Below are 17,185 nucleotides of genomic sequence, written 5' to 3' on the forward strand. Positions count from 1 at the left end.
CCTCAGCCACCGCTGAGCCACAGACAATCGATGCTGTCGCCCACCTCGATGCGGGACTCGGGCGGGATCACCGCCAGGGCGTCGGCGCCGATGCAGGAGGAGAGTACGCCGGAGTTCTGGTCGCGGAAGGCCTTGGCCAGGATCCCTTCGTGCGTGAATTCCAGCGCCACCCGCATGTAGTGTTGCCGCGGTCCGGTAGTGGTATCGAAGCCTGCACGCGCCGAGAGCCGTGGCAGAGTCGTCATAGACTGTGCCCCGAGCAGGGCGCCCATCAGCGGCCGCAGGAACAACCAGGCGCCCACGAAGCAGGAGACGGGGTTGCCCGGGAGTCCCACGAAGCGGGCCTCGTGGTCACCGGCGGGGAGTCGACCCAAGGCGAGCGGCTTGCCGGGTCGGATGGCCAGGCGCCACAGGTCCAGCTGCCCCAGCGCCTCCACCGCCGCCTTCACATGATCCTCCTCGCCGACGCTGACGCCGCCGGTCGTGATGACCACGTTTGCCTCCCGGGCCGCTGCGGCAAGTGCCCGTCGGGTACCTTCGGCATCGTCGGGAATCGACGCGACCCTCACCTCGTCGGCGCCGAAGCGTTCGAGCAACCGCTTCAGCATCGGACGGTTGGAATTGTAGATCTGCCCCGGGCCCAGTGGTTGGCCGGGGTCAACGATCTCGTCCCCGGTGGAGAGCAGCACTACCCGGGGACGGCGGCGCACCGCCACTTCGGTGATGCCCTGGCCTGCCAGGTGGCCGAGCGCCGCGGCCTCGAGGAGCTCGCCGGTCGGCAACAGCTCATCACCGGCGCTGACATCACGGCCGCGACGGCGGATATTGTCACCGGCCGGAATCTCCGCTGGGATATGAACGCCCGCGCCCTCGATGTCACAGCGCTCCTGCATCACCACGCAGTCGGCTCCGGGGGGGATGGCGCCACCCGTGAAGATGCGCGCGCAGGTGCCGCGCGTCAGGGGCTCACCGGCGGCGCCTGCGGCGATGCGCTGGCTCACCTCGAGCCAGCCACCGGCATCGCCGTGATGGAGCGCATAGCCATCCATGGCGCTGTTGTCGAAGGGGGGCACGTCGAGATGCGCCGGCACCGCTTCGGCCAGTACGCGCCCGGCGGCCTGCTGACAGGACAGCCGCTGCGCAGGTAGCGGGCGCACCCCTTCGAGCAGCGCCGCGAGCGCCGCCTCGACGCTTTGTAGATCAGCCATGCTGGCCTCGCTCGGGAATGACCAGGTTGGCCTGAACGTGTAGAGAGCTGCATGGCTTGGGCCGTCGGATCGTACTGCTAGACATGCTGGCCTCGCTCGGGAATGACCAGGTTGGCCTGAACGTGTAAAGAGCTGCATGGCTTGGGCTGTCGGATTGTACTGCTAGACATGCTGGCCTCGCTCGGGAATGACCAGGTTGGCCTGAACGTGTAGAGAGCTGCATGGCTTGGGCTGTCGGATCGTACTGCTAGACATGCTGGCCTCGCTCGGGAATGACCAGGTTGGCGAAGTTACATGGCTTATGACGGCTGTCGAGCTGCTCGGCGAGGATGCCGTCCCAGCCCGTGCGACAGGCCCCGGTGGAGCCGGGCAGGCAGAACACCACCGTCGCGTTGGCCAGACCGCCCAGACAGCGGCTCTGCACCGTGGAGCTGCCGATCTCCTCCCAGCTGAGCTGGCGGAACAGCTCGCCGAAGCCCTCGATCTCCTTGTCGAGTAGCACCTTGACCGCCTCGGGGGTAGAGTCCCGGCCGGTAAACCCGGTGCCTCCGGTGGTCAGCACCACCTGGATGTCAGGGTCGGCGATCCAGCCCGAGACCACGGCGCGTATCCGGTAGATGTCGTCGGGGACGATCTGCCTGTCTGCCAGGCGGTGGCCGGCGGCAGTTAGCCGCTCCACCAGCGACTGACCGCTGCGGTCGGTGGCCTCGGTGCGAGTGTCGGAGATGGTCAGCACAGCGATGGTGAGGGGAAGCATCGGCTCATTCATCACGCGTTCCCCCGCTTCTGAGCCTGGCGGGCCTCGAAGGCGGCCAGCTGTTCGGGCGTGGCATCCTGCTGGTAGTGCTCCTTCCACTCGGGGTAGGGCATGCCGTAGACATACTCGCGGGCGGACTCGACATCGAGCTCGGCACCGCGCTCTTCGGCGGCGCTGACCAGCCACTTGGACAAACAGTTACGGCAGAAATCCGCCAGTATCATCAGGTCGATGTTCTGCACCTCCTTGTGCTCATCGAGGTGCTTGACCAGGCGGCGGAAGGCGGCGGCTTCGAGTTCGGTCCGGGTGGCGTCGTCCAGGTGCTCCATGGCGGGCTCTCTCCTTGGCGTGGGTAAGGCACGGGTAAGGCGTGGGTGTGAAGATTCACCTCTCAGGATAACAAAAGACACCGCCCGTAGGCGGTGTCGTGTGGGTAGTGAATCAACGCGACTCAGCCGGGACGGGACGCCGTTTCGCTGCCGTCGCCAGAGGCGGCCTTGTCGGCGGTGAGTTGATCCTCGGGCACCGCCTGGTCCTTGACCTCTTCATACCAGAGGTTGTGGTGATCCTTGGCCCAGGTTTCGTCGACATAGCCGGTGGTCATGCCCTCCAGCGAGCCCTCCGAGCCGATGGTGCCGATATAGATATGGCCGAGTGCCACCGCGGTGAGCCCCAGCGCGCCCACGGCGTGGATGATGTTGGCCCACTGCATGGTGTCGCGGCTCTGGCCGACGTTGGGGAAGTCGAGCACGAAGCCACTCGCCACGACCACCAGTCCGGCGGTGGCGAGCAGCCAGAACCACGCTTTCTCCCCGCCGTTGGCGAAGCCGGCGTCGGGATGGCCCTTGCCCACCATGCCGCCTCCCTGCTTGAACCACTCCAGGTCATGGCGCTTCGGCCAGTTGTGCTTCAGCACCCGAGCCAGCAGCACCACCAGCAGGATGCCGAACAGCGGGCCCAGGTAGTTGTGGGCGATCTTCGAAGCAGAGATCATCGCGCCCCAGACCGCATCGCCGAACAGCGAACGAAACACGAACTTGCCGTAGAGCAGGTTGAGTCCGCTCAGCGCCAGGACGATGAACAGCGTAGCCACCGTCCAGTGGATCGAGCGCACCACCAGCGGCCAGCGCAGCAGCTTGCGGCCGGTGCGTGGTTCGCTGAGCGCATTGCGACCAATGATCAGGTAGAAGAGCGCGATCACCACGATCATGCCGCCGATCGCGATCAGCCCGAAGGGCGAGACCCAGCGGTTGCGCAGTTGACGCCAGCTCTCCCCACTGGCGTTGACCAGGTTGTAGTTGGAGTCGAACCGCGAGTCGCGGAAGTTGGCGTCCACCTCGCCGCCGCGCACCTGCCGCCAGGTGTCGGGGGAGACCCCTACCACGGCGGTGGCGGCCTCCCGTTCCGGCTCCGCCTGGGCCAGGGCGGGGACGGCGATCAGGGCGCCCAGTACAAGCAGCAAGGCAAACGCAAGGCTTGCCCAGATGGTGGGCCCATTTCGGCATAGGCTCATGGCGTCACCTCCTAGCCCTGACGGGTCGCGTCATAGGCCAGTTCATCGGCCTGGGTGAGATCGGCGCCAGCGCGAGTGCGCTCCTGCTCACGGCGCTGGTTGCCCGACCAGCCACCGTCAGGATGGCCGCGGTGTATAACGCGCTGACGGAAGATATCGGCCACCGTCTGGGCGTCGCCGGCAAGCAGCGCCTTGGTGGAGCACATCTCGGCACACAGCGGCAGCTTGCCCTCGGCAATGCGGTTGGCGCCGTACTTCTCGTACTCCTCCTCCTTGCTGTCCGCCGGGCCCCCGGCGCAGAAGGTGCACTTGTCCATCTTGCCGCGTTCGCCGAAGGCGTTCTGCTTGGGGAACTGCGGGGCGCCGAAGGGGCAGGCGTAGAGGCAGTAGCCGCAGCCGATGCACAGGTCCTTGTCGTGCAGCACGATGCCGTCATCGGTCTTGTAGAAGCAGTCCGTGGGGCAGACGGCCATGCAGGGGGCGTCATCGCAGTGCATGCAGGCCACCGAGATCGATACCTCCTCTGGCTGACCGTCATTGAGGGTCACCACCCGCCGGCGCTGGATGCCCCAGGGGACATCGTTGGCGTTCTTGCAGGCGGTAACGCAGCCGTTGCAGTCGATGCAGCGTTCGGCGTCGCACATGAATTTCATCTGTGCCATGTCTTGTTCTCCTGGTCGCTGTCGATCGCTCAGGCGCGCTCGATCCGGCAGATGGTGCACTTGCTTTCCTGCATCAGGGTCACCGGGTCATAGCCATAGGTGGTCGCCGTGTTGGCCGCCTCGCCCAGCACATAGGGCGCCGCCCCCTCCGGATAGCGGTCATGCAGGTTTTCACCCTGGAACATGCCACCGAAGTGGAAGGGCATGAAGGCCACGCCGCGGCCGACCCGGGGGGTCACCATTGCCTTGACGCGGACGCGACCTCCCTCGGCGCCCTCGACCCAGACGGTATCGCCGTCGCCGATGCCGATGTCGTTGGCATCGGCCGGATTGACCTCGACGAACATCTCCTGCTGCAGTTCGGCCAGCCAGGACATGGAGCGCGTCTCCTCGCCGCCGCCCTCGTACTCCACCAGGCGCCCCGAGGTGAGGATGATCGGGTAGCGGTCGGAGTTGTCGTTGTCCTGGATGCTCTTGTAGAGGGTCGGCAGCCGGAACAGCGAGCGGAAGTCGTCCCAGGTGGGGAACTGTTCGACCAGATCGCGGCGGGTGGTATAGAGCGGTTCGCGGTGCTTGGGCACCTGGTCCGGGAAGGTCCACACCACGGCTCGGGCCTTGGCGTTCCCGTAGGGCGCGCAGCCATGTTCGATGGCCACCCGCTGAATACCTCCCAGCAGATCGGTCTTCCAATTCTGGCCCTCGGCGGCGGTCTTCTCCTCATCGGTGAGATCGTCCCACCAGCCCAGGTCCTTGAGCATCTGGTCGGTGAACTCGGGATAGCCGTCGTCGAGTTCGCCCTGCACCGGTGCCGAGCCCTCGGCCAGCAGGTTCACGCCGTCACGCTCGATGCCGAAGCGGGCACGGAAGCCCATGCCGCCTTCCTTCACTGGCACGCTGGGATCATACAGGTTGGGGGATCCGGGGTGAGCGAATTCCGGCGTGCCCCAGCAAGGCCAGGGCAGGCCATAGTAGTCGCCATCCGCGGGGCCGCCCTGGGCGCGAAGGTTCTCGAAGCTGAAGGTGTGCCAGTTCTGCTGATGCTCCTTGAGGCGCTCCGGGCTCTGGCCGGTATAGCCGATGGTCCAGGTGCCGCGGTTGATCTCGCGCAGGATGTCCTCGATCAGGGGCTCCTTGCCGTTGACCTCGATATTGCGGGTCAATTCGTCGGCGAAGCCAAACTTTTCGGCGAGGAGATACATGATCTCGTGATCAGGCTTTGACTCGAACAGCGGCTCGATCACCTTGTCGCGCCACTGCAGCGAGCGGTTAGTCGCCGTCACGCTGCCGGTGGTCTCGAACTGGGTGCAGGCCGGGAGCAGATAGACGCCGTCGGTGCGGTCATGCATGACCGCCGCCACCGTGGGGTAGGGATCGACGATCACCATCATCTCGAGCTTCTGCATGGCCCGGCGCATCTCGGGCCCGCGGGTCTGGGAGTTGACCGCATGCCCCCAGTAGAACATCGCCTTCAGGGCGGTGCGCTGGGAGATCGACTCGTCGTCCTCGAGCACCCCGTCGACCCAACGAGACACCGTGATACCGCTGCTGTTCATGGGGAGGCCATCGTGATACTCGGTCGGATCGAAGCGCCCCTTGATCCATTCGTAGTCGACGTCCCAGACGCGCGCCCAGTGCTGCCAGGCCCCCTCTGCCAGGCCGTAGTAGGCCGGCAGGGAACTGGAGTCGAGGCCCAGGTCGGTGGCGCCCTGGACGTTGTCGTGGCCGCGCAGGATATTGGCGCCGCCGCCAGACTTGCCGATGTTGCCCAGGGCAAGCTCCAGAATGCAGTAGGCGCGGGTGTTGTTGTTGCCGGTGGTGTGCTGGGTACCTCCCATGCACCAGACGATGCAGCCGGGCTTCTTCGTGGCCAGGCGCTGGGCCACGTCACGCATGGTGGCCTCGGGCACGCCGGTGACGTCCTCTACCACCCTCGGGGTAAAGGTCGCCACCTCGGCGCGCACCTCGTCCATGCCGTAGACCCGCTGGTGAATGTACTCGCGATCCTCCCAGCCGTTCTCGAAGATATGCCACAGCAGCCCCCAGATGAAGGCCACGTCGGAGCCGGGGCGAAGGCGCACATGGGTATTGGCCTTGGCCGCCGTGCGGGTGAAGCGGGGGTCGGCGACGATGATGTCGCAGTTGTTGCGCTCCTTGGCGATCAGGAAGTGCTGCATGGCCACCGGGTGGGCCTGGGCGGGGTTGGAGCCGATGAACAGCATCGAGCGGCTGTTGTGCATGTCGTTGAGCGAATTGGTCATCGCCCCGTAGCCCCAGGTGTTGGCCACCCCGGCCACGGTGGTGGAATGGCAGATGCGAGCCTGGTGGTCGGTGTTGTTGGTACCCCAGAGCGAGGCGAACTTGCGCAGGAAGTAGGCCTGCTCGTTGTTGAACTTGGCCGAGCCCAGCCAGTAGACGCTGTCGGGGCCATACTCGTCGCGCAGGGCCAGCACCCGGTCGCCGATCTCCTCGATGGCCTCGTCCCAGGAGAGGCGCTGCCACTCGCCGCCCACCAGCTTCATGGGGTACTTGAGGCGCCGGCTGGAGTGGCCGTGCTGCCGCAGCGAGGCCCCCTTGGCGCAGTGGGCACCGCGACTGACGGGGTGGTCGAAGGCCGGCTCCTGGCGGGTCCAGATGCCCTCCTGCACCTCGGCGTAGGTGCCGCAGCCGACGGAGCAGTGGGAGCAGATAGTGCGCTTGACCTCCACCGGCGAGTCGAGCACCGGGGTCTTCCCGTTAGCCTGGACGGGGCGCATCATGCCATGGCCCATGAAGCCGGCAGCCGCAAGGCCGCCGGTAGCTACGCTGCTACGCTTGAGGAACTGGCGACGGGAGATGCCCAGCCCCGCCGGGCGAGGGGTGTCTTGCTTGCGTGTCAGACGCATGGTGTCTTACCTCCTGACCTGGGCGGGGCGCTCAGTCGCGCAGGGTGGCATAGTAGGTACGGATGTGATCGGTTTCCCGATAGTTCCTGTTCGCCGATTCGCGGTCGGGTGAACTCGGCGCATCCGCCTGACTGAGGCTGACGTGGCCGATGACAGTTGCAGTTCCGGCCAGGGCACCGCCGGCACCCAGGGTGCGAAGAAATCGGCGGCGTTGGGCGTCGTGGGATCGGTTCATGGCGTGCTCCTCGAGTCAGGCGTTGGGGCGTATTGTGGGTTGTTGTCGGCCGGGCCAGTCGACTGTGCTGGAGCGGTTAGCCGGCAGCCGGGTCAATCACGCGTACCGGCGACTCCTCGGCCATGGCCTCGAAGCGCTGCCGTTCCTGCGCCAGAAAGGCGGCGCCCAGGCGTCCTGTACCAGCGTAGAGAGGCGCCTCCACCCTCGCCAGTTCACCCATGCAACGCTGAGCCCACGGAGCCAGGTGTCGATGGAAAAAGGCACCCTGATCCGGTGAGTCGCCCTCCACCAGCAGCGCCATCACTTCGAACAGGGCGCCCAGGTGGTCCTCCGGCTCACGGCTCTCCTCGGCGCGGGCGATGCCCAGGCGGCGAAGGTCTCGGCGCAGGGCCACCAGTGGCTCGTCCATCAGGGTGCCGTGCAGGTACCAGGAGGCGTAGGGGGTGATCTCTCCCTGAATCACCCCGACCAGCAGCGCGAAATGCGCTTGGGCAGCGGCCTCCGGGGAGGTGGCCCGGGCCGCGTCCGCCAGGCCTTGCCAGGCAATGGTCATATCGCCGTCGTCCTCGTCGGGCTCCAGATGGGCAAGAAAATCGAGCAGTTCGGCGTCGGGCGGGGCGAGCAGTAGCCGAGCGAGCAGCCGGTAGATGTCGGCCCTCAGGGCGTCTGTCTCCGCCGCCGCTGCAGCGGTCTGGCTGTTGTCGTGCATGGCTACACCTTCAGCTGGCGTTCGGGGTCACGGGCGAGTTCCTGCCAGACGTCCTGGACGCGGCAGTCCTCGCACATCTCGAGGCGTGCACGGGCCTCGCCGGCGAAATAGGGGTGGTCGGCCAGCTTGCGCTGGATATTGGCGATGGTGCTGGCGGTGGCGAAGGGCTTGCCGCAGCGAATGCAGGCGAAGGCCGGCTCCTCCTTGACCACCTGGGTCTCCAGCCGCGCCGGCGAGGCGAGAAACCCCGGTGCCAGGGTAATCGCCTGTTCGGGGCAACCAGCGGCGCACAGCCCGCATTGAATGCAGTCCGCCTCACGAAAGGCCAGGCGAGGCGTCGTCTCGTCACCGCCGGACAGCGCCGGGGTGGGACAGAGCGACACGCAGCCCCGGCACAGCGTGCAGCGCTCGGTATCGACCTCGATGGCTCCGAAGGGAGCGCCGGCGGGCAGGGGGTGGCGTTCGCCGCGCGGGGCTCCCTGGGCGGCCAGCCAGTCGAGGGTGGCATTGAGGCGCTCACGCTTGCCCCCCTCCAGGGTAGGCTGTGGTCGCGCCACCAGCGCCGCCTCCCGGGGCAGGGCATCGCGAGCGCTGCCGTCGTCCTCGGCGGGGATCCACGCCAGTCTCTGGGGGGCGTGCCCCAGGGCCGCGAGCAGTTCCGTGGCCTGGGCGAACTGGGCCTCGAGCTGATGCTGCAGGGTCGCCGGGGTGGCGGCATCGCGCTGCAGCCGCACCTCGGCGGCGCCGGCCGCCAGAGCGGCGAGCCAGTGATCGAGCCCGGCCCCGCCGAGCTCTTCGAGTTCGATGTCGAGCAGGTGGCCCGCTGGCTCATTGGCCTCCGCCTGACGCCGCGCCTCGGTGACGAAACGCACCACCGGATGCCCGCCTCCCGCCTCGCGATAGGCGGTCAGCAGCCCGGCGAGATAGCCCTCCAGGGGCGCCGGGGTTGGCAGGCGATACTCGATGGCGCCGGTAGGGCAGGCGCTGGCACAGCTGCCCGCCCCATGACAGCGGTAGGGGTCGATCTCGATCCAGGCCTCGACCCGACCCTGGCGGCTGGCAAGGGCATCGGCCGGGCAGGTCTCCAGGCAGCGCGTGCAGCCGGGCTGGCCGCTGCGCTGGTGGGCGCAGAGATCGGCGTTGACCCTGACGTGGCGCGGGGCCTCGAAGGTGCCGACGGAGGCCGCCAGTGTCTCCAGTGCCTGCTCGCCCTCGGAACTGCCCCAGCGCACGGCATGGTAACCCGGCGGGGGCAGTTCGAGCGCCAGGTACGGCTGGGCGCCCAAGTCGAGGACGAGATCGAAGCTGGGGCGCCCAAGGGTGGCCTGGGCCAGGTTCACGGGCTCCTCGTCCAACGCGAGCGTGACCAGGAAGCGTCCCAGGTAGCCCTCCAGGCGCAGGGCGTCGGCGCTGGCTGCCGTGTGGCAGGGCAGCGCGCTGGTGGCAGCCCAGATGTCCTCCAGCGCCGGGTCATCCTCGGCGCTGGAGCGCTCGGTCACCAGGAGAGTGATGCCGGGCAGCCGGTCGACCAGCCGCGCGGCGGCTCGGCGAGCGTCGAGTTCGCTGCCCAGGATCAGCAGCTGGCCCCGACTCTCGAACTCGACGGTCTCGGGGGCCAGGTTCGCCGGCCAGGAGACACGGCGCCTGGCGGCCTCACGGGCAGCACGGTTGCGCCGATCATCCAGCGACGTCAGGGCGATGGGGGCAGGCATGAATACCTCAGGGTCAGGGTAGGGCATTAATCAGTCTTGACGATTATCACTAATATTTCCTATTCCACCTTGGTCGTCTGCCAAGCGTCCTGTTGTGTCCCGATCGGGATCGACCGGTACTTCTGCCGGAGGGGCATCGGCGTTCGCCTCATCGGCAGAGGCGGCGCGTTCATCGACCGGGACGGTGGTGTGCTCCGTGTCGTCTTCCTCGGACTCCAAAGCGTCGCCGACCCTGCGACTCCAGTGGCGCAGCCGCTCGGCGACCTCTCGGCCCATGGTCTCGAGCTGGCTGTAGTCGCCGTCGTAGTCGTCGAGGCCATCGCGCACCTGGTAATGCTCGGCCTGCCAGAGACGACGCAGGGCGCGCCGCCTTAGCACCTGACTCACGCCCTCCTGGAGGTAGCGGCTGACGTCGCTGCCGGGCGGAAGGCTCTCTGGGTCGGGGAGGGTGTCGTCCAGCTGGGCGTCCGTGTCATGGGCGATAGGCTTGTCGACGGGCGCTGGCACACGGCGAGGCGGGGCCTCCCCGGACCCTTCATCTTCAGCGGAGCTGGTAGGCTCGGCGTCGAGGCCGCGTTTGCGGCGGGACCAGCGCTCCAGCCGGCTCATGGCTGGGCCTCCCGGGCGCGCCCGGCACCCTTGCGCTTCTTCTTGCGCTCCTCCACGGGCGCCTCGCCATGGCGGGCGAGATAGGCCTCGATCCACACCTGGATGGCCAGGGGCATGGGGGCCTCGAGCACCTGCTGCTCACCGTCCATCCAGGCGGCGGCCACGTCCTGGCTGGCGGTGATGGCGCCGGGCTCAGCGGGGGCGCCGCTGAAGCCCGCGCGCACGAAGAGGCGCGGATTTCCCGAGGACAGGTTGAAGCGATAGGCGGCGCGTTCGGTCATGGTGAGCTGGAGCCAGAGGGTGGTGTCACCACCGCGGTCCGGGGTCAGTTCGGCGACGCCCCACTGGGTGGCCCGAAAACCGTTGATGGTGTGCTCCCGGGCGGCCAGGGTGATGCCGACAGGGCGCAGGTTGTGGGAATCTGTCACGGCGCTGTCCTGTTGTTGTGATGCAAGCGATGCTGAAGACAGTAAGGCGCGAGGCTGCCATCATGGTCAAGTCGCCGTCGGCGCCCACCCACAAGAAACGAGACGCGTCATGCCGTTGACCCGCAGCCACGCCCGCCTGCCCGCCACCCTGGAGATCGAGGTCCTCGACGAGTTTGGCGACCCCCGCCGTCAGGCCATTGCCGCCGAGCGGGCGCTGACCCTCTACCTCAACAAGCGCGAGATTGTCACCCTGATGACACTGGGCGACGACCCCGAGGCGCTGGTGGTGGGCTATCTGCGTAACCAGGGACTGCTGGCCTCCCGCGAGGATCTGCTGGCGGTGCACGTGGACTGGGAGGTGGAGGCGGCGGCCGTGGTGACGCGACACGAGCCCGAGGATCTGGAGGAGCGGCTAGGGCACCGCACCGTGACCACCGGCTGCGGCCAGGGCACGGTGTTCGGCCGGCTTCTCGACGCGGTGCCGCGCCAACCGCTGGTCGAAACGCCGCTTCGCCAGTCCACGCTCTACGCGCTGCTGGAGAACCTCGGCGAGCATAACGAGACCTATCGCAGCGCCGGGGCGGTGCACGGCTGTGCGCTGTGCCATCAGGCGCGGGTGCTGGACTTCGTCGAGGACGTGGGTCGCCACAACGCCGTGGATACCCTGGCGGGACGCCAGTGGCTGGCGGAGGCAAACTCGGGAGGGGCCGATATCTTCTATACCACCGGCCGACTGACCTCGGAGATGGTGCTCAAGGTGGCCCAGATGGGCATCGGGGTGCTGGTCTCGCGCTCCGGGGTGACCCAGAAGGGGGTCGAGCTGGCCAGCCGATTCGGGGTGATGCTGATCGCCCGCGCCAAGGGGCGGCACTTCCAGGCGATCAATTCCGCTGGACGCCTGACGCTGGATGCGATGCCGACGCGCCGCCCCGGTGACCGCACCGGTGGCGGCAGGCGCTGAATCAGGCGGTCTCGACTCGGGTACAGACCGACAGCACCACGGCATCCTCCGGGCTCACCGAGACCAGGGCGTGGCCCATGTCGCTGTCGAAGTAGATGCTGTCGCCCTGCTCGAGACGCAGCGGTTCGTAGAACTCGGTGTAGAGCTTGATCTCGCCATCGAGCACCATCAGGAACTCCTCGCCATCGTGGCGCACCCACTCGCTGAACTCCTCGAAGCTGCGCGCCCGCACGATGGTCTTGAAGGGAATCATGCGCTTCTGGGCCAGTTCGCAGCTGAGCAGTTCGTGCTCATAGGTGGGCGTGGGGTGCTGCTGGCCATGGCCGCTTCGGGTCAGATCGCGGCGCCCCATGGTGCGGCTCTGCTGGCGGGGCGGTGTGAGCAGCTGGGGCAGGTCGATGCCCAGCCCGCCGATCAGCTTCTGGACGGCGGTGAAGGTGGGGGAGATCTGGTCGTTCTCGATCTTGGAGAGCGTCGAGCGGGCAAGGCCCGTGCGCTGGCTGACGTCCTCGAGGGTCCACTGGTTGGCCAGGCGGATCTCGCGCAGACGTACGCCGAGCCGCAGCGGTTCGACGAGCGGCTTGCGCCCCGAGGCGATGCGCAGGGCGGCGTCCTGATCGGTGGTGGCAGTCATCGGCAGAAATTCACTATCGGAAACAGGTTTCCTAAGCTTACCACAGCCCGGCGGCAATAATGCCGCCGCCAGGCCGCCTTGGCGGTGCCGACGGGGAAGCAAGTTTCCCGTCCACGGGAAACGTGACATTTCCCGTGGGCGGATAGCACTAGGCAGAGAGCGCCGGTGCGTCGCTGAAGGGCTGGCCCAGCAGTGCCTTGAGATGGGCCTCGGCGCTGCGTCCGAGGGAATCCAGGTGGTAGCCGCCTTCGAGCACCGAGACCAGCCGATTGTCGGCGTAGAGGGCGGCGATCTCCATGGCCATATGGGTGACCCAGTAGAAGTCCGCCTCCTCCAGGCAGAGCTCGGCCATCTCGTCCTCCCGGTGGGCGTCGAAGCCCGAGGAGAGCAGTACCAGCTCCGGCTTGAAGCGGTGCAGGGCGGGCAGCCAGTCGTTCTCGATGGCGCGGCGGAAGGCAGCGCTGTCGGTCCCCGCCTCCAGCGGCGTGTTGATCACATTCTGCCACTCGCTGCGCAGATAGCGCCAGGGGTAGAAGGGGTACTGGAAGCTGGTGCAGACCAGCACGTCGGGGTCATCCTTGAAGATGTCGATGGTGCCGTTGCACTGATGCACGTCGTAATCGAGGATGGCGATGCGCCGTGCGCCGTACTTGGCGCGAGCATGGGCGGCGCCTACGGCCACGTTGTTATAGAAGCAGAAGCCCATCGCGTCGGTGGCCTCGGCATGGTGGCCGGGAGGGCGCACCGCGCAGAAGACGTTGTCAGCCTGATGGCGGAAGACTTGGTCGACGCCGCGGATCACCGCCCCTGCGGCTACCCGGGCGGCGTTGAGGCTGTCCGGGTTCATCATGGTGTCGCTGTCCAGGGTGACGATGCCCTCGTCGGGAACGCACTTGTCCAGGGCACGCAGGTGGCGCAGGGGATGGACGCGGGCCAGCTCCTCCTCGGTCGCCTCGCGCGCCTCGGACTGCATGGTCTGTTGCAGCAGCCCGGAAAGGGACAGCCTGGCGCGAATCGCCTCCAGCCGCAGCGGGCTCTCGGGGTGCTCGGGGCCCATGTGGTGAAGCATGCAGTGGGGATGGGTGATGTAACCGGTGATCATTGCGCTCTCCAGGCTGACTGGGGTCACTTTACTTTGCCTAATCCCTTGCCAGACAGTCTCAATAGGTCGTACACAGGAGGCAGTCATTTCAGCCATCAGCTGTCGGGAGAGCATCTTGAGCACCCGTTTCCTGCGTCACTTCTTTGAACCCCGCACCATTGCCGTGATCGGTGCCTCGGAAAAGTCCAGCTCCCTAGGCGGGCTCGTGATCCGCAACCTGCAGGAGGCTGGTTTTCCGGGCACCATCTGGGCGGTGAATCCCAAGGGCTACGAGAGTGTCTTCGGCCAGCCCGCCTTCTCGCGCATCGGTCAGCTCCCCGAAGCGCCCGACCTGGCCGTCATCTGCTCGCCGGTGGCCACGGTGCCGGGGCGCATCGCCAGGCTGGGCAGCATCGGGGGGCGCGCCGCCCTGGTGCTCTCCGGCGGCTCCCACCTGGACGAGGCGCGCGACGGCAAGGCCTCGATTCGCCAGCGCATGCTCGATGCCGCCCGCCAGTCGGGGATCCGCGTGTTGGGGCCGGAGTGCATGGGGCTGATCGTGCCGGGGCGCAAGCTCAACGCCTCCTATGCCAACCGGCCGATCAAGGCCGGCAAGGTCGCCTACCTGGGCCAGTCCGGCATGCTCGGCACGGCGATGATCGACTGGGCCGCGGGTCGCGGCGTGGGCTTCTCGCACCTGATCACGCTCGGCGACAGCGTCGACGTCATGCTTCCCGATCTGCTCGACTACATCAACCAGTTTTCCCCCACCCAGGCGATCCTGCTCCACCTGGAGAAGATCTTCGACGCCCAGCACTTCATGACCGCGTTGCGCGACGCTTCGCGTAACCGCCTGGTGCTGGCCATCAAGAGCGGGCGTACGCCCCAGTCGGACCTCACCGGCCTGCCGCCCACGCCGGGCGTCGCCAACCGCGACCAGATCTTCGATGCGGCCTTCTCCCGGGCCGGGGTGGTGCGCGTGCATGACTCCGATGAGCTCTTCGATGCGCTGATGACCCTGTCGCTCATGAAGCCACTGCGCGGTGACCGCCTGGCCATCGTCTCCAACGGCCTGGGGCCGGCCATGCTGGCCATCGACAAGCTGATCCACGCCGGCGGCAAGCTGGCCGAGTTCACCGAGGAGACGCGGCGCGCCCTCAGGCAGGGCGACTTCGACATGAGCAAGCCGGGGGAGAACCCGGTGGACCTGGGCGGCAACGCCACCCCCGAAAAGTTCGTGGATGCCATCGAGATCGTCGCCGCCGATCCCGGCGTCGATGCTGTGCTGGTGGTGCATGCGCCCACGCGCATGGCACCTTCCAAGACCACCGCCCAGGCGGTGGTGGCCAACCGCAAGCGCTTCCGCCGCAACCTGCTGACCAGCTTCATGGGGCTGGAGGAGGCGCTCTCCGCCCGCCACGAGTGCAGCCTGGCGGCCATTCCCACCTATGTGTCGCCCGAGAAGGCCATCAATGCCTTCATGCACATGGTCGACTACCAGCGGGTCCAGGCGCTGCTGCAGGAGACCCCGCCCAGCCTGCCGTTTACCACCACCCCGGCTATCCGCGCCCGCTGCCGCACCCTGATCAAGGAGGCCAAGGCCGAAGGGCGTGAGTCGCTCTCCCACTCCGAGACCGCCCAGGTGCTGGAGGCCTACGGCATTCCGGTGGCGGAGAGTCGCTATGTGACCACCCCCGCTGAGGGCGCCGCGGCGGCGTTCGATGGCGCCATGGCACTGAAGGTGGTTCATGAGGGAAACTGCCGGCCGTTCCGCTATCGCAAGCACCCCCATCGGGTCTCGGCGGGGCTGATGCAGGACCTCAGAAGCCCCGAACAGGTGGCCGAAGGGATCGCTCTGCTCGGCGAACAGGTAAACGAGAAATATCCCGCCTTCAAGGTCCGAGAGTATTGCCTGCAACCCATGCAGCGCGGCAAACATTCGCTGCAGACGTGCGCCGGGATCACTCGGGATCCGGTGTTCGGCCCGGTGATCGTGTTCGGCATTGGCGGCTACAAGGTCAATATCCTGGCCGACCGCCAGGTGGCGCTGCCGCCTCTCAACATGACACTGGCCGAGGACATGGTGGGTCGCACTCACGTGGCGCGGCTGATCCATGAACACTCAGGCGACCCCGATCGGGATATCGAGCGGCTCTGCCAACTGCTGGTCAAGTTGTCGCAGATGGCCAGCGACCTGCTGGAGCTGCGTGGGATAGAGATCAACCCGCTGCTGCTCAACCGTGACGACATAGTGGCGGTGGATTTTGCCATGGACCTCGGCACGCCGGCGCGCTTCGCGATCATGCCTTACCCGGAAGAGCTGCGTGAGTGGGTCACCCTGAAGAACGGCTGGGAGGTCGAGGTGCGCCCGATCCGGGCCGAGGACGCGCCACTGATCACCAACTTCCACCATCAACTCTCCGAGGAGAGCATCCGCTTTCGCTATTTCCACAACAAGTCTGACCTGACCCAGCGGGACCTCTCGATGCTGTCGCACATCAACTACGACCGTCAGATGGCCTTCATCGCCGAGCACCTGCGCGATGACGGCAGCAAGGAAATGCTGGGCGTGGCCCGGGTGTGGAACGACCCTGACAATATCCGCACCGAGTTCTCGGTGATCATCCGCGATGATCTAACGGGGCTCGGCATCGGCAGCCTGCTGATGAACAAGTTGATCGACTACTGTCGCAGCGTCGGCACTCTGGAGATGATCGGCAAGATCATGGTCGATAACCACCCGATGCGCTCCTTGATGAAGCATCTCGGCTTCAAGCAGCGCTACAACATGGAGGAACAGGTGGTGGATGCGGTGCTGCGGCTCAACGAGCCGGAGAGCGAGTGGCAGCGACACCGCCTGGAAAGCCTGCCGGACTGAGCGCGTCCAGCGCGTATGGCTCACCCCACCAATGACCGACCCCCGCCAGCGGCGGGGGTCGGTCGTTCCAGGTCACTCGCTCAAGGTCAGCCGGCCAGGTTGCTCAGGGCGCCATGCGGAAGTGCTGCCACTGGCCGTCACGGGATTCGTAGCGAATGCGGTCGTGGAGACGGCTGGGTTGGCCCTGCCAGAACTCGATCATGGTGGGAACGACGCGGTAGCCACCCCAGTGCACCGGGCGCGGAATCTCTTGTCCCTCGTAGGCCTGTTGGAAACGGCTCTGACGCTCCTCGATCCAGGTGCGGCCGGGTATCACCACGCTCTGGGTGGCGATCCAGGCGCCCAACTGGCTGGCCCGCGGACGGCTGGTGAAGTAGGCGTCGGACTCCTCGGCGCTGACCTGTACGACGCTGCCCTCGACGCGCACCTGGCGCGCCAGTGATGGCCACCAGAAGACCAGGGCGGCATGGGGAACATTGGTCAGCTCGCTGCCCTTGTGGCTGTGATAGTTGGTGTAGAAGACCAGGCCCTGCTCGTCGATCCCCTTGAGCAGGACAACGCGCGCATGGGGCAGGCCCTGGCTGTCCACGGTGGCCAGCGTCATGGCGTTGCCGTCATCTCCCTCGCTCTCCAGCGCCAGGGTCAGCCACTCCTCGAACAGTTCCATGGGGTTCTCGGTGGCCTGTGACTCGTCGAGCTGCCCACCCTCGTAGTCGCGGCGGATATCGGCGATGTTGCGTGTCATGAAAATCTCCTCGAAGTTTCTTTCATGGTCGCCTCTCCGCGCCGGTAGCTCAACACTCTATTGGCCGTACAAGCGGGATTTGTGACCTTTGGCATATGTCGGTTCGCTTTCACGGCGACCAGCCCCGCTGCACCATGGCCATATAAGTCGCAGTGCCGCCGATAATGGAGA

16 protein-coding genes are annotated in these 17,185 nt (G+C 66.7%); 2 read left to right on the forward strand and 14 right to left on the reverse strand.

The window, feature by feature from the left end; translation table 11 throughout:
• Window positions 1–2 precede the first annotated feature (2 nt).
• The 11 genes from glp to ACM26W_RS09765 all read right to left on the reverse strand — a co-directional run bounded on the left by glp (window position 3) and on the right by ACM26W_RS09765 (window position 10,715).
• Entirely contained in the window at window positions 3–1,208 is a 1,206-nt protein-coding gene (gene glp / locus ACM26W_RS09715) for a gephyrin-like molybdotransferase Glp (protein ID WP_416140621.1), read from the reverse strand.
• Window positions 1,209–1,455: 247 nt separating this feature from the next.
• On the reverse strand, window positions 1,456–1,977 hold the full coding sequence (gene moaB / locus ACM26W_RS09720; protein WP_416140622.1) for a molybdenum cofactor biosynthesis protein B: 522 nt from the start codon (window positions 1,975–1,977) through the stop codon (window positions 1,456–1,458).
• A complete protein-coding gene (locus ACM26W_RS09725) occupies window positions 1,977–2,294 on the reverse strand; it encodes a DUF1244 domain-containing protein (protein WP_416140623.1) in 318 nt (105 codons plus the stop codon). Before ACM26W_RS09725 ends, moaB begins: the two co-directional genes overlap by 1 nt.
• Window positions 2,295–2,416: 122 nt before the next feature.
• Window positions 2,417–3,478 carry a formate dehydrogenase subunit gamma gene (locus tag ACM26W_RS09730; RefSeq protein WP_416140624.1) on the reverse strand — a complete coding sequence of 354 codons (1,062 nt, stop codon included), beginning with the start codon at window positions 3,476–3,478 and terminating at the stop codon, window positions 2,417–2,419.
• A gap of 11 nt (window positions 3,479–3,489) precedes the next feature.
• Window positions 3,490–4,140 carry a formate dehydrogenase FDH3 subunit beta gene (fdh3B, locus tag ACM26W_RS09735; RefSeq protein ID WP_416140625.1) on the reverse strand — a complete coding sequence of 217 codons (651 nt, stop codon included), beginning with the start codon at window positions 4,138–4,140 and terminating at the stop codon, window positions 3,490–3,492.
• A gap of 29 nt (window positions 4,141–4,169) precedes the next feature.
• Complete coding sequence (locus ACM26W_RS09740) at window positions 4,170–7,022, reverse strand: formate dehydrogenase subunit alpha (RefSeq protein WP_416140626.1); 2,853 nt, start codon at window positions 7,020–7,022, stop codon at window positions 4,170–4,172.
• A 31-nt stretch (window positions 7,023–7,053) separates the two neighbouring features.
• On the reverse strand, window positions 7,054–7,257 hold the full coding sequence (locus tag ACM26W_RS09745; RefSeq protein WP_416140627.1) for a twin-arginine translocation signal domain-containing protein: 204 nt from the start codon (window positions 7,255–7,257) through the stop codon (window positions 7,054–7,056).
• Window positions 7,258–7,333: 76 nt separating this feature from the next.
• The gene (locus ACM26W_RS09750; RefSeq protein ID WP_416140628.1) at window positions 7,334–7,966 is read right to left on the reverse strand and encodes a TorD/DmsD family molecular chaperone; all 633 of its coding nucleotides are present in this window, start codon (window positions 7,964–7,966) and stop codon (window positions 7,334–7,336) included.
• A gap of 2 nt (window positions 7,967–7,968) precedes the next feature.
• Complete coding sequence (locus ACM26W_RS09755; RefSeq protein ID WP_416140629.1) at window positions 7,969–9,678, reverse strand: 4Fe-4S dicluster domain-containing protein; 1,710 nt, start codon at window positions 9,676–9,678, stop codon at window positions 7,969–7,971.
• Window positions 9,679–9,708: 30 nt separating this feature from the next.
• On the reverse strand, window positions 9,709–10,287 hold the full coding sequence (locus ACM26W_RS09760; RefSeq protein WP_416140630.1) for a DUF3306 domain-containing protein: 579 nt from the start codon (window positions 10,285–10,287) through the stop codon (window positions 9,709–9,711).
• Complete coding sequence (locus ACM26W_RS09765) at window positions 10,284–10,715, reverse strand: DUF3305 domain-containing protein (protein ID WP_416140631.1); 432 nt, start codon at window positions 10,713–10,715, stop codon at window positions 10,284–10,286. Before ACM26W_RS09765 ends, ACM26W_RS09760 begins: the two co-directional genes overlap by 4 nt.
• A gap of 109 nt (window positions 10,716–10,824) precedes the next feature.
• Between ACM26W_RS09765 and ACM26W_RS09770 the strand changes: the two genes are divergently transcribed.
• The gene (locus ACM26W_RS09770) at window positions 10,825–11,676 is read left to right on the forward strand and encodes a formate dehydrogenase accessory sulfurtransferase FdhD (protein ID WP_416140632.1); all 852 of its coding nucleotides are present in this window, start codon (window positions 10,825–10,827) and stop codon (window positions 11,674–11,676) included.
• 1 nt (window position 11,677) lies between these two features.
• Here ACM26W_RS09770 and ACM26W_RS09775 read toward each other — a convergent pair whose 3' ends face one another.
• Together ACM26W_RS09775 and ACM26W_RS09780 are read right to left on the reverse strand one after the other, a co-directional pair.
• A complete protein-coding gene (locus ACM26W_RS09775; RefSeq protein WP_416140633.1) occupies window positions 11,678–12,310 on the reverse strand; it encodes a helix-turn-helix domain-containing protein in 633 nt (210 codons plus the stop codon).
• 148 nt (window positions 12,311–12,458) lie between these two features.
• A complete protein-coding gene (locus tag ACM26W_RS09780) occupies window positions 12,459–13,412 on the reverse strand; it encodes a histone deacetylase family protein (protein ID WP_416140634.1) in 954 nt (317 codons plus the stop codon).
• Window positions 13,413–13,527: 115 nt separating this feature from the next.
• Here ACM26W_RS09780 and ACM26W_RS09785 point away from each other — a divergent pair, with 115 nt between their 5' ends.
• Window positions 13,528–16,269 (forward strand): GNAT family N-acetyltransferase, encoded by a 2,742-nt coding sequence (locus ACM26W_RS09785; RefSeq protein WP_416140635.1) that lies wholly within the window; start codon window positions 13,528–13,530, stop codon window positions 16,267–16,269.
• Between the two features lie 103 nt (window positions 16,270–16,372).
• On the opposite strand, the gene pdxH is transcribed toward ACM26W_RS09785, so the two are convergent.
• Entirely contained in the window at window positions 16,373–17,014 is a 642-nt protein-coding gene (gene pdxH, locus ACM26W_RS09790; RefSeq protein ID WP_416140636.1) for a pyridoxamine 5'-phosphate oxidase, read from the reverse strand.
• Window positions 17,015–17,185: the final 171 nt, after the last annotated feature.

The sequence above is a fragment of the Halomonas sp. HK25 genome (genome assembly GCF_047795635.1).
GTDB lineage: Bacteria > Pseudomonadota > Gammaproteobacteria > Pseudomonadales > Halomonadaceae > Halomonas.

Excerpts from the sequence above, each read along its gene's own strand:
- glp (WP_416140621.1), bottom strand. The coding sequence starts at position 1,208 with ATGGCTGATCTACAAAGCGTCGAGGCGGCGCTCGCGGCGCTGCTCGAA.
- moaB (WP_416140622.1), bottom strand. The coding sequence starts at position 1,977 with ATGAATGAGCCGATGCTTCCCCTCACCATCGCTGTGCTGACCATCTCC.
- ACM26W_RS09725 (WP_416140623.1), bottom strand. The coding sequence starts at position 2,294 with ATGGAGCACCTGGACGACGCCACCCGGACCGAACTCGAAGCCGCCGCC.
- ACM26W_RS09730 (WP_416140624.1), bottom strand. The coding sequence starts at position 3,478 with ATGAGCCTATGCCGAAATGGGCCCACCATCTGGGCAAGCCTTGCGTTT.
- fdh3B (WP_416140625.1), bottom strand. The coding sequence starts at position 4,140 with ATGGCACAGATGAAATTCATGTGCGACGCCGAACGCTGCATCGACTGC.
- ACM26W_RS09740 (WP_416140626.1), bottom strand. The coding sequence starts at position 7,022 with ATGCGTCTGACACGCAAGCAAGACACCCCTCGCCCGGCGGGGCTGGGC.
- ACM26W_RS09745 (WP_416140627.1), bottom strand. The coding sequence starts at position 7,257 with ATGAACCGATCCCACGACGCCCAACGCCGCCGATTTCTTCGCACCCTG.
- ACM26W_RS09750 (WP_416140628.1), bottom strand. The coding sequence starts at position 7,966 with ATGCACGACAACAGCCAGACCGCTGCAGCGGCGGCGGAGACAGACGCC.
- ACM26W_RS09755 (WP_416140629.1), bottom strand. The coding sequence starts at position 9,678 with ATGCCTGCCCCCATCGCCCTGACGTCGCTGGATGATCGGCGCAACCGT.
- ACM26W_RS09760 (WP_416140630.1), bottom strand. The coding sequence starts at position 10,287 with ATGAGCCGGCTGGAGCGCTGGTCCCGCCGCAAACGCGGCCTCGACGCC.
- ACM26W_RS09770 (WP_416140632.1), top strand. The coding sequence starts at position 10,825 with ATGCCGTTGACCCGCAGCCACGCCCGCCTGCCCGCCACCCTGGAGATC.
- ACM26W_RS09775 (WP_416140633.1), bottom strand. The coding sequence starts at position 12,310 with ATGACTGCCACCACCGATCAGGACGCCGCCCTGCGCATCGCCTCGGGG.
- ACM26W_RS09780 (WP_416140634.1), bottom strand. The coding sequence starts at position 13,412 with ATGATCACCGGTTACATCACCCATCCCCACTGCATGCTTCACCACATG.
- pdxH (WP_416140636.1), bottom strand. The coding sequence starts at position 17,014 with ATGACACGCAACATCGCCGATATCCGCCGCGACTACGAGGGTGGGCAG.